This is a genomic window from Rhodococcus sp. NPDC057135 (assembly GCF_042670865.1).
GTDB lineage: Bacteria > Actinomycetota > Actinomycetes > Mycobacteriales > Mycobacteriaceae > Rhodococcus_F.
In genome coordinates, this window is record NZ_JBHUUU010000008.1 from 265282 (window position 1) to 279239 (window position 13958).

The 13958-nt window shown below is 64.4% G+C and carries 13 protein-coding genes; 10 read left to right on the forward strand and 3 right to left on the reverse strand.

Annotated features, from left to right (window positions below):
* The first annotated feature begins 1 nt into the window (after window position 1).
* Window positions 2-1360, forward strand: coding sequence for a peptidase MA family metallohydrolase (locus ACFT1A_RS17620; RefSeq protein WP_378448004.1), 1359 nt, complete (start codon window positions 2-4; stop codon window positions 1358-1360).
* 94 nt (window positions 1361-1454) lie between these two features.
* A complete protein-coding gene (locus tag ACFT1A_RS17625; protein ID WP_378448005.1) occupies window positions 1455-2582 on the forward strand; it encodes a glycosyltransferase family 4 protein in 1128 nt (375 codons plus the stop codon).
* 83 nt (window positions 2583-2665) lie between these two features.
* Here ACFT1A_RS17625 and ACFT1A_RS17630 read toward each other — a convergent pair whose 3' ends face one another.
* Window positions 2666-4477 carry an AMP-dependent synthetase/ligase gene (locus ACFT1A_RS17630; protein WP_378448006.1) on the reverse strand — a complete coding sequence of 604 codons (1812 nt, stop codon included), beginning with the start codon at window positions 4475-4477 and terminating at the stop codon, window positions 2666-2668.
* Window positions 4478-4636: 159 nt separating this feature from the next.
* Between ACFT1A_RS17630 and ACFT1A_RS17635 the strand changes: the two genes are divergently transcribed.
* From ACFT1A_RS17635 to ACFT1A_RS17670, 8 genes are all read left to right on the forward strand, one after another.
* On the forward strand, window positions 4637-5023 hold the full coding sequence (locus ACFT1A_RS17635) for a polyketide cyclase / dehydrase and lipid transport (RefSeq protein ID WP_378448007.1): 387 nt from the start codon (window positions 4637-4639) through the stop codon (window positions 5021-5023).
* A gap of 54 nt (window positions 5024-5077) precedes the next feature.
* On the forward strand, window positions 5078-5515 hold the full coding sequence (locus ACFT1A_RS17640; RefSeq protein ID WP_378448008.1) for an SRPBCC family protein: 438 nt from the start codon (window positions 5078-5080) through the stop codon (window positions 5513-5515).
* Window positions 5516-6820 (forward strand): ArsA family ATPase, encoded by a 1305-nt coding sequence (locus tag ACFT1A_RS17645; protein WP_378448009.1) that lies wholly within the window; start codon window positions 5516-5518, stop codon window positions 6818-6820.
* The gene (locus ACFT1A_RS17650; RefSeq protein WP_378448010.1) at window positions 6817-7242 is read left to right on the forward strand and encodes a hypothetical protein; all 426 of its coding nucleotides are present in this window, start codon (window positions 6817-6819) and stop codon (window positions 7240-7242) included. The genes ACFT1A_RS17645 and ACFT1A_RS17650 overlap by 4 nt, the downstream gene beginning before the upstream one ends.
* 124 nt (window positions 7243-7366) lie before the next feature.
* Window positions 7367-8407 (forward strand): ROK family protein, encoded by a 1041-nt coding sequence (locus tag ACFT1A_RS17655; protein ID WP_378448046.1) that lies wholly within the window; start codon window positions 7367-7369, stop codon window positions 8405-8407.
* A gap of 94 nt (window positions 8408-8501) precedes the next feature.
* Entirely contained in the window at window positions 8502-9308 is an 807-nt protein-coding gene (locus tag ACFT1A_RS17660; protein ID WP_378448011.1) for a lysophospholipid acyltransferase family protein, read from the forward strand.
* Window positions 9309-9374: 66 nt separating this feature from the next.
* A complete protein-coding gene (locus ACFT1A_RS17665) occupies window positions 9375-9866 on the forward strand; it encodes a polyadenylate-specific 3'-exoribonuclease AS (RefSeq protein WP_003941683.1) in 492 nt (163 codons plus the stop codon).
* Window positions 9867-9956: 90 nt separating this feature from the next.
* Window positions 9957-11342, forward strand: a complete 1386-nt coding sequence (locus tag ACFT1A_RS17670) for a class II 3-deoxy-7-phosphoheptulonate synthase (RefSeq protein ID WP_007730070.1) — start codon at window positions 9957-9959, stop codon at window positions 11340-11342.
* Window positions 11343-11404: 62 nt separating this feature from the next.
* Here the strand turns inward: ACFT1A_RS17670 and ACFT1A_RS17675 are convergent, their stop codons facing one another.
* Complete coding sequence (locus ACFT1A_RS17675; protein ID WP_378448012.1) at window positions 11405-11833, reverse strand: protein-tyrosine phosphatase family protein; 429 nt, start codon at window positions 11831-11833, stop codon at window positions 11405-11407.
* A gap of 27 nt (window positions 11834-11860) precedes the next feature.
* Entirely contained in the window at window positions 11861-13924 is a 2064-nt protein-coding gene (pknB, locus tag ACFT1A_RS17680) for a Stk1 family PASTA domain-containing Ser/Thr kinase (protein WP_378448013.1), read from the reverse strand.
* Window positions 13925-13958: the final 34 nt, after the last annotated feature.

Sequence of the window (13958 nt, forward strand, 5' to 3'; positions counted from 1 at the left end):
CGTGCCGACTGAACCGATGACGACGCCCGACGTCGGCGCAGATCGAAAACGCCGTTGGGAGTACCCAGCTCTAGTGGCACTCGGTGTTGCCGTGGTGCTCGTTCTCGGATTGACGATCTTCCTGACGAACAGGTCCGATTCCGACGAAAATGCAGCCAGCGAGCAGGATGCCGAACGAACCGCTCAGGTACAGGCCTTTCTCGATGCCTGGGCTGCGGCGCAGATGTCCGACGATCCATCAGGGCTGGCGAAGTTCGTCGACGATGCCGCCGCACCCGGTGTGCTCGAAGCGGAAATTCGACGAGCCACCGCAGCGGGAGCGCTCGACTTCTCCGACTGGGGATACGAGATTCCCAGCGGCGGCCTGACTCCGGCGCCGCGAACCGGTGCGCCGGACGGAGACGTCGAAGTATGGAATGCGCAAGTCCTGTTGCGGTACGCCCTCGACGGCGTCGACGCGTTACCCACTCGCAAGGGCGTGTCCATGACGCTAGCGAAACGCGGTGATCAGTGGTCGGTTCTTGCTGACGGGGCGATCGTCGGACTGGACGGAGCCCGAACGACGGGCGAATCCTGGAACGGCCCTTGGGACTTCGGCCCGCTGGCCGTCGCCGAAAATTCTGCGGGTAACGCGCTGGTGATCGGGCATCCGGGTCAGCAGGCGTTTGTCGATGCCTTGGCGTCCGATGTGGACTCGGCCATCGAGAACACGACGCAATTGTGGGGTCCATGGTGGTCCGAGCGAGCGGTGCTCATGGTGGCTGGATCGGCGGAGGAATTCACCGCACTGGTCGGCTCCCATCACGACGGCGCTTCGATTGCCGCAGTGTCGGTCGCGGATGCGACGGCGGACGGGTCTTCCGACGTGAGCGGCCAGCGGGTGGTTTTCTCGCCTGCCGCGGCTTCGAGGTTGACCGACATCACCAGGCGAACGGTGTTGCGCCACGAACTCATGCACATAGCCGCCCGATCGAAAACCCGTGACGGGTCACCGATGTGGGTGTTGGAAGGGTTCGCCGAATACGCGGGCAACCGCGGATCCTCGCGGGCCTGGGGCGAGATCGCGCCGACTCTGGCAGCAGCGGTACGCGCCGGCGACACTCCTACTGAGTTTCCGGACGACACGCAGTTCGGCGGTGTACCGGTCGTGAGTTCACTGGCGTACGAATCGGCGTGGTCGATCAACGCGTACATCGCTGATCGATTCGGAGAGGCCAAGCTGACCGACCTCTTTCGGGCCCTGGCCTCCGGAAAGATGACGGCCGAAGACCTCGACTCGCGGATCCGAGCGGTGCTCGGCGTCGGAACCGAGGAACTACGAACCGGATGGGTCGACTGGACCAACAGCCATCTGGGCTGAGTAGTCGGCGGTTCGGTCGTTCGCGGCGCTGTCGTCCGTAACTGCGAGGTGACCTTGTCACGTCTCGACGAACCGGGTGCCCTACGGTGGACGGATGCGCCGGACCCTCTTGGTGACCAATGATTTTCCTCCTCGCCCCGGAGGTATTCAGTCCTATCTCCACACGTTCGCAGGGCACCTGCCGGCGGACAAGTTGGTGGTGTACGCGCCGCGGTGGCGGGGCGACTCGCACAAGAAGTTCGACGCGGCACAGCCTTTCGAGGTCGTTCGGCACCCGACGACGCTGATGCTGCCCTCGCCTTTTGTCGCTCGTCGGGCCGCGAAGCTGGTCAAGAAGCACGACTGTGAGTCGGTCTGGTTCGGTGCGGCGGCGCCGTTGGCATTGTTGGCGCCGGTTGTTCGGCGCGCCGGGGCGAGCCGAGTGATCGCGAGCACCCACGGCCACGAGGTCGGATGGTCGATGATTCCCGGTGCGCGGCAGTCGTTGCGCGTGATCGGTGACCACACGGATGCGGTGACGTTTGTCAGCAAGTACACCCGTGGACGGTTCTCGGCGGCTTTCGGCCCGCAAGCGGCACTCGAGCACCTGCCGTCGGGCGTCGACACGTCGGTGTTCCACCCGGACTCGGTCGCCCGGCCAGAACTGCGCAAGCGATACGGGCTGGGGGAGCGGCCCACGATCTTGTGCTTGTCGCGGCTCGTGCCCCGCAAGGGACAGGACATACTCATCAAGGCGCTTCCGGCCATTCGCAAGAGCATCGACGGGGCGGTACTGGTGATAGTCGGCGGTGGGCCCTACGAAGACCACCTCCGTCAACTGGCGCGTAAAACCGGGATGGACGATCACGTCGTCTTCACCGGCACGGTGCCCGCCGCGGAGTTGTCGGCTCACCACACGATTGCCGACGTGTTTGCGATGCCGTGTCGTACCCGAGGCGCCGGCTTGGACGTCGAAGGATTGGGAATCGTCTACCTCGAGGCTTCGGCGACCGGCGTTCCGGTCATCGCCGGGCGCAGTGGTGGCGCCCCGGAAACGGTGCAGCAGAACAAGACCGGGCTCGTGGTCGACGGCACCTCGGTTCGTGACGTGGCCGAATCGGTGATCGAGGTTCTGTCCGATCGTGATCGAGCGGCCGCGATGGGAGCAGCCGGCCGGGCGTGGGTTGCCGAAGAATGGAAGTGGGACACGCTCGCTTCGAAGCTGCGCAATCTCCTCGGCTGAGCTACGGCGGACTCGAACGCCAACGGCCCGCACCGAATCCGGTGCGGGCCGTTCACTGCGGCGGAGACCTACTTGCCGGAAAACTACTTGGCGTAGATCTTTTCGATGTCGGCGGCAAAGCTCTCGTGCACGACGTTGCGCTTGAGCTTCATCGTGGGCGTGAGTTCGCCTGTGTCCTCGGAGAAGTCGACCGGAAGAATGCGGAACTTCTTGATCGCCTCGGCGTGTGAGACGAGCTTGTTGGCCTCGTCGATGGCGTCCTGGATTTCACCGACCAGTTCGCCGTCCGAGACCAGGTCGGCAGCTGTGGTTCCCGCGGCCTTGTTGTTGCGCTCGTTCCAGGCGGGGAGAGCCTCGGCGTCGATGGTGATGAGAGCGCCGATGAAGGGCTTCTGGTCGCCGACCACGATGGCCTGGCTGATCAGCGGATGGGCTCGAAGGGAATCTTCGAGCTGAGCGGGGGAGACGTTCTTGCCGCCTGCCGTGACGATGATTTCCTTCTTGCGTCCGGTGATGGTGATGTAGCCGTCCTTGTCGACGGTGCCCAGGTCGCCGGTGTGGAACCAGCCGTCCTCGATCGACTCGGCGGTCGCCTTCTCGTTGCGCCAGTAGCCGGTGAAGACCACGGGTCCCGAGAGGAGGATCTCGCCGTCTTCGGCAACGCGAACAGAGTTGCCGGCCAAGGGCTTTCCGACGGAGCCGACCTTCTGGGCGCCGATGGTGTTGACGGCGAACGCTGCGGTTGTTTCGGTCAGTCCGTAGCCCTCGTAGATCGTGACGCCGATACCTCGGAAGAAGTGGCCGAGTCGAGCGCCGAGAGGTGCGCCACCGGAAATGGCCAGCTGGCACTGTCCACCGAGTGCAGCGCGCAGCTTCGAGTAGACGAGCTTGTCGAAGAGGGCGTGCTTGGCTTTGAGGACGATGCCGGCGCCGCCCTTGTCCTGGGCCTCGCTCCAGGCAACCGCAGTGTCTGCGGCCGCGTCGAAGATCTTGCCCTTGCCGTCGCCGTGCGCCTTGGCACGTGCGCTGTTGTAGACCTTCTCGAATACACGCGGCACCGAGAGGATGAAGTCGGGCTTGAACTCACCGAACGTCGGAACGAGGTTCGGGATGTCGCTCGTGTGCCCCAGCGTTGCACCGGCATCGAACGACGCGATGCTGACTGCGCGAGCGAGAACGTGCGCGAGCGGCAAGAACATCAGGGTGCGAACACCGGGAGTCTTGAGCAGCGTGCCGAGGTTGGAGTCGAGGATGCCCTTCGACTCGGCAATGAGGTTGGAGTGCGTCAGCTGGCAACCCTTGGGTCGGCCTGTGGTGCCCGAGGTGTAGATCAGGGTTGCGGGATCGGAGGCCTTCAGTGCGGCGTCGCGGGCGCGGACGTCCTCGTCGGAGATGTCGGCACCCAGTGCGGTCAGTTCCTCGACAACACCTTTACCGCCCGCCGCGGCATCGATCTGGTAGACCGAGCGGAGCGCGGGTGCGGCTGCAGCGACATCCTTCACGGTGGCGGCGTGCGTGTCGTTCTCGACGATGAGGTCGATTGCCTCGGAGTCCTCGAGAATCCAACGAACCTGCTCGGCTGCGGAGGTTTCGTAGATCGGAACCGTCACGCCACCGGCTGCCCAGATTGCGTAGTCGACGAGCGGCCATTCGTAGCGAGTCGCCGACATGAGGCCGACGCGGTCGCCCTGCTTGACGCCGATCGCGATGAGCCCCTTGGCGACGGCCGTCACCTGAGCGGCGAATTCGCCTGCAGTGACATCGACCCATGCATTTCCGACTTTGCGCTTGTAGACAACCGCCGCCGGCTTCGTCTTCGCGAAGGCGAAGACCGAGTCGACCGCGGAGGCATCCTCGGGAATGGTGAACGTCTGGGGTGCGCTGAACTCAGGCACGAAATACCTCCGACACTGCGAAATACTGACGAGTAGGGTTTTCGTCTCCTACTGTAGTCGCATGTCCGACGCAGTTGTGGCCAGGCTTACAGTCTGTCCGGTATGCAGTGGTGCGACACCCCTCGACGCTTCGCCGACGCGATATGTGAAGCTACTTCGGTGAGCAGCATTCAGGTCGCAGACCAGACTTTCATCGCCGCCCCGCCCGAGCGGGTCGCCGAACTGTTGTCCTCGCGTGCGCGGTGGCGTCGCTGGTTCAGTGATCTTGCGCTCGAAGTCCGGGAAGATCGTGGCCCCGCAGGATTTCGCTGGGGAGTGTCCGGTCAGCTGGTCGGCACCATGGAGGTGTGGCTCGAACCGGTCATGGACGGGACGATCGCGCACTACTTCCTGCACTGTGAACCGGTCGGCGTATCCCCGTCCGATCTGGCGAGCCTCGACCTCGCCGGGATGAACCGAAAGCGTCGGGTCGACGGCAAGGTCATGTCCTTCGAGCTCAAGCGCGAACTCGAAGCAGGGCGTGCCGCCGGAGTGGCACCGGACTGATAATCGAAGCAGTGCAGGTTCTGGACTCTTGACGAAGGAAGGTAGCGCAGTCGTATGGCCGAGAAGACCAAGGGGTTGATCAGCATCGACGCCCCTGCCGACGCCGTGATGAACGTCATCGCCGATTTCGCGCAGTACCCCGAATGGGTGGCCGCGGCGAAGTCCGTCGAGGTGACGGCGCCGGGGCAGGGCGGCCGCGCGGACCGAGTGCGTTTTGTCCTCGACGCGGGAATGGTGAAGGACACCTACGAACTGCAGTATTCGTGGGCGCCGGACGGTATGGCGGTGAGCTGGGAGCTGATCTCGGGTGAGATCCAGAAGTCCCAATTCGGTTCGTACACACTCGAGCCCGGCCCGAACGGCACCACGTCGGTCACCTACGAGTTGACGGTCGACCTGACCATTCCGATGATCGGTCTGTTCAAGCGCAAGGCCGAGAAGATCATCACCGACACAGCTCTGAAAGAACTGAAGAAGCGAGTCGAGGGCTGAGTGCCGGAGCAACGATCGCGCGTCCAACTGTTCGTCGGTAAAGGCGGAGTAGGCACGACGACGCTTGCCGCAGCGACTGCTGTGTCGGCTGCGGCCGACGGGGCGAGAGTGCTCCTGGTGTCGATCGATCAGGCAGGTTCTCTCGCGGACGTCCTGGGCGTGCCGAATCCGCGAACGACGACGTCTCTCGCCGAACACCTCGACGTCCGGCATCTCGACACTTCGGCGCTCCTCGAGGAAAAATTCCGAGGATTGTCGGGATTGATCGATGCTGCAGGAAATTTCGGAGCGGGAGATCACGAACACGGTTCGTCGTTCGAGGGGTTGGAACCGGAAGAGTTGACGGGATCCCTGGGCGTCCAGGACATACTCGGGCTCTCCGAGATCGTCGACTTCTCGGACAGCGGCGACTACGACCTGGTGATCGTGGACTGTCCGGCCGCAGCCGAAGCGCTGAGGATCCTCGGGTCGCCGTCGATGGTGTCGGAGTATCTCGAGCGATTGTGGCCGCGGCACAGGCGGATGGTCGCCGTGACGGGCACGGACATGCGATTGCTTTTGCTCGTGTCCGTCATCGAACGGGTGCTCGCGTCGGTGGATCGAATCGCAGTGCACCTCTCGGATCGGGAGAACACCAGCGTGCGTGTGGTGACGTCGGCGGATGGCGTGTCGGTCGCGGCGACTCGTCGGACGTTGTCAGGGCTGGCACTCGCAGGATTGCGAGTGGACGAGATTGTGGTCAACAACCTTGTCCCGCAGTTCAACTCGCCAGCAGAGGAGGGCGTCGACGATTCGCCGGCGGCGCTGTGGCTCGCTTCGATCCGGGCGTCACAAGAACTCGTCGTCGACGAATTGCGTGGATCAACCGATGGAATGTCCGTCACAACGGTCGAACGCGCCCGCGTCGAACCGGTAGGGTTGGCGGCTCTGGGCGAGATCGCGGCCACGTTCGCGGGTGGAACGGGCACGGATTCGGGCACTTTCGACACCGTCGACACCGTCGACACCGTCGACACCGTCGACACCGTCGACACCGTCGACACCGTGGACAACATCGTGGTCTCGTTGGAGTCGGGGGCCGGAGTCGATTCGGTGTACGTGATGCGGATGTACCTTCCGCTCGTGGATCCGTCGTCGTTGTCGTTGGGCCGGGTGGAGGACGATGTGCTGGTGGGAGCAGACGGCGTGCGACGCAGAGTTCGTTTGGCGTCGGTGCTGCGTCGTTGTGTCGTGAACGGGGCGGAGTTGGACGGCAGTTACCTGATCATCCGGTTCAGCCCGGATCCCGCGGTGTGGCCGGTATGAGCGAAGAGCACGAGCGTCTCGTCGCGGAATTTCGCGCGCTGGCGGATACCGTTCTGACACGTCTGGAACCGATGTTGCAGAAGGCTGCCACAGCATCCACCGGCGCAGCATCCACTGCCACGACGGCCACCGACCTGGGGGACGACCCCGGTTCAGCGGACGCGCAGCCGGTGTTCAGCGGCTGCAGTTGGTGCCCGGTGTGCGCCCTCGCTGCACTGGTTCGCGGTGAGCACCACGAACTGCTGGCATTTCTCGCGGGTCAGGCAGCAGCATTCCTTGCGTTACTTCGCGAGATTCTCGACGAATTTCTCGGGGGGCCGCCCGGCCCGGATCGTGGACCTGACAGTGGTGCGACGACGTCAGGGGCCGAGCGAGCTCGGACGGCTGCATTTGTCCCGATCAACGTGACGGTCAAGGACTGACTTAGTACCCCGGGTAGAACGAACGGCGCGCGTTGAGCACAATCGACACAATGGTCACCGACGCACGAGTCACCGATACAGGGTGCGCACTCCAGCGGGCGCCGCTCGCGCGGGAATTGTCGCGATGAGCGCGCGCCGCTTGAAAGCGGTCTCCGACCCCACCATGGACGACATCTTGACGGTCGGCATCGACGTCGGCGGGACGAGCATCAGGGCCTCCGTCGTGGACGTGGACGGACAAGTGCTCGAGATGATTCAAGCTCCGACCCCGCAGTCGGCCAGAGCTCTCGAGGACGGCCTGGATCGCGTCGTGCGCGAGTTGGTCACCAGGCACGAGGTATCGGCTGTGGGGTTGGCGGTCGCCGGCTTCATCACGTCCGATCGAAGCTCGGTTCGGTTCGCCCCGCACTTGCCGTGGGTGGATGCGCCGGTCGGAAGCGACCTGAGCAAGCGACTCGGACTGCCGGTCGTTCTCGAGCACGACGCCAACGCAGCAGCATTCGCGGAACATCGATTCGGCGCGGCCGCAGGGGGCCGCAATGTCGTGATGGTGGCAATTGGGACCGGAATCGGCGGCGCGCTTCTGATCAACGGTGAGCTGTACCGGGGGAGCCACGGCGTCGCCCCCGAACTCGGCCACATCCAGGTCGTGCCAGGCGGGCGGCAATGCGCGTGTGGCAAACGTGGGTGTTGGGAGCGTTATTGCAGCGGAACGGCACTCGTGGACACGGCAATCGAACTGCTTGCCGCCGACCCGGCCGCGTCGACGGTTCTGGCGCGTGAGGTAGCGGTGGATCCGGGGTCCCTCACCGGTCGTCGGATCGCCAACGCCGCGCAGGACGGTGACCCACTCGCGCTGGCGACCATCGCCGAGTTCACCCGTTGGCTGGCCGTCGGACTGGCGATGGTCGGCGACGTCTACGACCCCGATCTGGTGGTGATCGCCGGCGGCGTCGCAAGTTCGGCCCCACTGTTTCTCGACGACGCCCGTGAGCAGTACGCGACATTGTTGACGGGCGCGAAGCACCGCCCGCTGGCACGAATCCGTTCGGCTCAGCTGGGCGAAGCTGCAGGGATGGTCGGCGCCGCAGCCCTGGCTCGCTCGGTAGTGCCTCAGGATCTCGATGGGGTCGACGGCGCTGGAACCACATCTGCCGGACTGTGATCGGCGCGATCCTGGCGGGGCGTGTGTAGCGGGGGTTACGGGTCGGCAGTAAGGTCGTACTCAGCGAAATTCAGTTGTGAATGGGAGGGACGCCGTGTGGTATTGGCTCTTCAAGTATGTGTTGCTGGGGCCGATTCTCTGGCTGCTCGGGCGTCCGACGGTCAAGGGTCACGAGAACATTCCGACTGACGGAGCGGCCATCCTGGCGAGCAATCACCAGGCGGTTCTGGACTCGTTCTACCTTCCGCTTCGCGTCAACCGCCGCATCACGTTCCTTGCCAAGAGCGAGTACTTCACCGGTTCCGGCCTGAAGGGCGCTTTTCAGAAGTGGTTCTTCACCGCGGTCGGTCAGGTCCCCATCGACCGAACCGGCGCGGACGCCGCGCAGGATGCTCTCAACGCCGGTCTCAAGGTTCTCGGTTCTGGCAGTCTGCTGGGCATCTACCCCGAGGGAACGCGTTCACCTGACGGTCGCCTCTACAAGGGCAAGACCGGAATGGCGCGCCTCGCGCTCGAATCGGGTGTCAAGGTGATCCCGGTTGCGATGGTCGGTACCGACAAGATGAATCCGATCGGCTCACGGATGTGGCGCCCAGCCAAGGTCACCGTCATCGTCGGCGAACCCATCGATTTCTCCCGCTTCGAAGGCATGGGCGGAAACCGCTTCGTCGAGCGCGCTGTAACCGACGAAGTGATGTACAAGCTGATGAAACTCTCCGGCCAGGAGTACGTGGACATCTACGCGGCGAGCCTGAAAAACCAGGCGCCCACGAAATCCGAAGTTGCCGTCGACGTTCCGTCGGAAAACGGCGAGTCGGTTGTTGATCTCGTCGCCTCCGCCGAGTCGAAGGAAGCCTCGAAGACCGACAAGGATTCGGTCCCGGACGCACAGGCCAGCTAGAGATTTCCCACACCTGCCGCACGCGCATTGGCTCCAGGGCCTGCGCGTGCGGCATAGTTTTCGGACGTGCGCTACTTCTACGACTGTGAATTCATCGAAGACGGTCGAACCATCGATCTCGTGTCCATCGGCGTTGTCTGCGAGGACGGCCGGGAGTACTACGCGGTCTCGACGGAGTTCGATCCCGCCCGTGCCGGTAGTTGGGTGCGCAAGAACGTGCTGCCGAAGTTGCCGCAGCCGTCGTCGCCGCTGTGGAAATCCCGCGAGAAGATCCGCGACGACCTACTGAAATTCTTCGTTCCGCGCCCGATGGTCGTTCCGGAACTCTGGGCGTGGGTCGCCGCCTACGACCACGTCGCGCTGTGCCAACTGTGGGGCGATATGACCGAACTACCGCAGTCGATGCCGCGCTACACCCGCGAACTGCGACAGTTCTGGGAAGACAACGGCAGTCCTGCCCTCCCGTCAGCGCCCGCCGACGCGCACGACGCACTAGCCGACGCCAGGCACAACCTCGTGAAGTTCGACGCGATTTCGGCAGCACGTTCACTTCGCTGACCCAGGTTTCGGTGCGCGAGAAGTGTCCCGATTGGGCTGCGATCGAGAGCCTGTGTGACGCGCCGACGGGCGAGCGAATATCCTGTAGAGGTGAACTGGACTGTCGACGTGCCGATCGACCGCTTGCCCGAACTCCCGCCGCTGCCTGCCGGACTGCGTAAGCAGCTCGACGAGGCGCTCGCGAAGCCCGCTGCTCAACAGCCCTCGTGGCCCGCTGACCAGGCGGCTGCCATGCGGACTGTGCTCGAGAGCGTGCCTCCCATCACGGTGGCCAGCGAAGTCGAGGCGCTGCAAGAGCGTCTCGCGCAGGTCGCGCGTGGTGAGGCATTCCTGCTCCAGGGCGGTGACTGCGCCGAGACATTTGCGGACAACACCGAGCCGCACATCAAGGGAAACATCCGCACGTTGCTGCAGATGGCCGTCGTGCTCACCTATGGTTCCTCGATGCCGGTCGTCAAGGTCGCTCGCATCGCCGGTCAGTACGCCAAGCCGCGTTCTGCCGACATCGACTCGCTGGGCCTGAAGTCCTACCGCGGCGACATGATCAACTCACTCGTCGCTGACGAGGCAGTCCGCGCGCACGATCCTTCACGTCTGGTGCGTGCATACGCCAACGCCAGCGCCGCGATGAACCTGGTTCGCGCACTCACCGGCGCCGGCATGGCCGACCTGCACAAGGTGCACGACTGGAACCGTGAGTTCGTCGCAGCGTCTCCCGCCGGCGCACGCTACGAGCAACTCGCTGCCGAGATCGACCGCGGCTTGCAGTTCATGAACGCGTGTGGCGTCACCGATCCGAGCCTGCACCAGGCACAGATCTTCGCCAGCCATGAGGCTCTGGTTCTGGACTACGAGCGCGCGATGCTGCGTCTCGACAACGACAGCGATCACCCCAAGCTCTACGACCTCTCGGCTCACTTCCTCTGGATCGGTGACCGCACCCGTCAGCTCGACGGCGCGCACATCGCCTTCGCCGAGTTGGTGTCCAACCCGATCGGTCTCAAGATCGGTCCGAGCACGACGCCGGAAATGGCGGTGGAATACGTCGAGCGCCTCGACCCCACCAACAAGCCGGGTCGACTGACCTTGATCTCGCGCATGGGTAACGGCAAGGTCCGCGACCTGCTGCCCGCGATCATCGAGAAGGTCCAGGCCACCGGCCACCAGGTCATCTGGCAGTGCGATCCGATGCACGGCAACACGCACGAAGCCTCCACCGGATACAAGACGCGCCACTTCGACCGCATCGTCGACGAGGTTCAGGGCTTCTTCGAGGTCCACAACGGTCTCGGCACGCATCCGGGTGGCATCCACGTCGAGCTGACCGGTGAGAATGTCACCGAGTGCCTCGGCGGCGCACAGGACATCTCCGACCTCGATCTCGGCGGTCGCTACGAGACGGCGTGCGATCCGCGACTGAACACGCAGCAGTCGTTGGAGCTCGCCTTCCTCGTGGCGGAGATGCTGCGAGGCTGACACCTCGCCCGTGCTGATTCGCCGGTAACGCCCTCACCCGCTCGCGCAGGTGGGGGCGTTCGCTATTTCGTGAATCGCGTGACAAATCGGCGCTGCCACGGCATTTCGACGGCGCGAGGTGAGTAGTGTGCGCGAACGTACGCGGTGGCGTCCTGACTCGACACGCCGTCCACGATGGCGAGAGCGGCCAAAGCAGTTCCGGTGCGGCCGTATCCACCACCGCACGCGATCTCGACTCGTTCGGTTTCCGAACGCACCCACACTTCGTGCAGAGCGCTGCGCAGCGCAGCCGGATCGCTCGGCAACCAGAAATCCCGCCAGCGGACCCACACCGAATCCCACTCGGTAGCGGGAGGTTCCTTACCGGTCAGATAGACGCCGAAGGTAGGGAGAGGCCCGGAAGGAAGTGGATTGCGGAGTCCTCGACCCCGGATCGATCGTCCCGACGGCAGGTCGAGTATCCCTAAGCTCTCGGGTTCCCATGTGACCATGAATTCAGACTAGGCCGAAGCGGACTGTCAGGGAATTGCGACGACGCTGATGTCGGTGCCCTTGGCAACGAGGTCGTTTTTGACGCTCTGGCTGATGATGACCGAGCTGTCGTTCTGAGTGAGCTGACGCACGGTGATCTCGAGGCCGAGGCGGCCGAGTTCTTCGCGTGCGGAGGAGACGGAGCGGCCGATCAGCGAGGGAACCTTGACGGAGTCGGAGATCAGGAGAACAACGGAGGTGCCGGCGTTGACCGAGGACCCGACAGCGGGATCGGTGCCGATCACATTGCCGCCCTCGACGGCGTCGTCGAACGTAGTTCTGGTGGTACTGACGGAGATGCCTACCTTGTCGAGGGCTGCGCGTGCAGCGTTCTCGGACATGCCCTTCACATCGGGAATGTCGACTGGCGGTGACCCTTTGGACGTGATGACCTTGACCGAAGAGCCAACGGCAACTTCGGTTCCCGGTGCCGGGTCGAGGGCTGCCACACCGCCGATCGGGATCTTGGAACTGAAGGTGTCCCCACCGTCGACCGCCACGAGGGTGCGGTCGGAGAGTTGTGCGCCCAACGCCGTGACGTCGCCGCCGGCCGGAATGGGTGGGACCGTCGGACGCCCGAGCGAAGTCAGGAGCGCGACGGTCGAGCCTTTGGTGACCCTGGATCCGGAGGCCGGATCTGTCCCGATCACCGTGTCGATGGGTTGGGCATCGGAGTACTGACCCTGGACGTCGGGAGTGAGCCCGGCGTCCTGCAGGGCGGTGACCGCAGTGTCCTTGGTCAGCCCGTCGATCGAAGGAACGGCTGTGTAGCGGCCCGAGCCCATCCACCATCCGCCGAAGCCCAATGCAAGCGCGAGGACCGCGATGACGAGTAGCCAGATCAGGGTGGCTCGCCGCGATTTGCGTCGTGCCTCGACAAAATGAGCATGCGGATCGTGGGGCCCCAGTTGGTCGTCGCCGAAGTCGGTACCGTCGTCGAAATCCGAGTCGCCGTCGACCGTCGCCGGACGAGCAGTTTGAGCGGTGACCGCGCGAGTGTGCTGGATGCCGCCAGGGGGAGGGGAGCCCGTGCCGAGCGCCGTGGTGGCTGCGGCAGCAGGGGCAACGCCGGACGCCAACACCGTCGTGGCAGCAGGGTTCGGGCGCGCAGCAGAGTTCGGGCGCGCATCCGCGGGGGGCGCCGGCGCCGGTTGTGGCCGTGCCGGGGCAACCTGCGCGCTTTGGTGCTGGGCGCTTCGGCGCGGCGCCGGAACGCGATACGACGGAAGCTCCAGTTGTTCGCTCACGCTGCGAAGTGCAGCTGCCATCTCACCAGCGTCGGCGAAACGATGTGCCGGCTCGCGATGAGTGGCTTCGGCAACCAGGCGATCGAACTGCGCCGGTACACCGGGGATGCGGGAACCGGGGCGCGGGACATCGTCGTGGATGCGTTGGTAAGCGATGGAGAGCGACGTATCTCCGGTGAAAGGGGTTGTACCGGTGAGAAGTTCGAACATCAGCACGCCGGTGGAGTAGACGTCGCTTCGAGTGTCGGCAATTCCGGACGTCACCTGTTCCGGCGACAGATAGGCCGCGGTGCCGAGGATCACGCTGTTGGATGTGGTGGTTGCTGCCGCGGCCGCACGCACCAATCCGAAGTCGGCGATTTTCACTTCACCGGTGTCGGAGATGAGGATGTTCTCCGGTTTGACGTCACGGTGAACCAGTCCCGCTCGGTGCGCGACCGCCAGCGCGTCCAGGACAGGCGCTACGACCGCTGCAACGGCGTGAGGCGGCATCGGTCCGCGCTCACGGAGGAGTTCGCGCAAAGTTCCACCGTCGACGAGTTCCATCACGAGGAACACGTGATTGCGATCGCTGCCCTGGTCGTAGACGGCCACCAGGGCCGGATGCTTGAGCCGGGCCACGGCCCTGGCCTCGAACTCGAAACGAGTCAGGAACGCTGGATCACCGGCGAATTGCGGGTCCATCACCTTGATCGCGACAGGTCGATCCAACCGTGTATCGAGGCCTCGATACACGGTCGACATACCGCCGCGCGCGATCGGTGCGTCCACTCGATAGCGGCGCTCGAGCATTTCGCCGATCAACCCTCGACCTCCGTAATGACTGTTCCTCCGTATT

Bases quoted from the DNA above. Each gene is read 5' to 3' on its own strand.
- ACFT1A_RS17625 (WP_378448005.1), top strand. From the start codon at position 1,455: ATGCGCCGGACCCTCTTGGTGACCAATGATTTTCCTCCTCGCCCCGGA.
- ACFT1A_RS17640 (WP_378448008.1), top strand. From the start codon at position 5,078: ATGGCCGAGAAGACCAAGGGGTTGATCAGCATCGACGCCCCTGCCGAC.
- ACFT1A_RS17650 (WP_378448010.1), top strand. From the start codon at position 6,817: ATGAGCGAAGAGCACGAGCGTCTCGTCGCGGAATTTCGCGCGCTGGCG.
- ACFT1A_RS17655 (WP_378448046.1), top strand. From the start codon at position 7,367: ATGAGCGCGCGCCGCTTGAAAGCGGTCTCCGACCCCACCATGGACGAC.
- ACFT1A_RS17675 (WP_378448012.1), bottom strand. From the start codon at position 11,833: ATGGTCACATGGGAACCCGAGAGCTTAGGGATACTCGACCTGCCGTCG.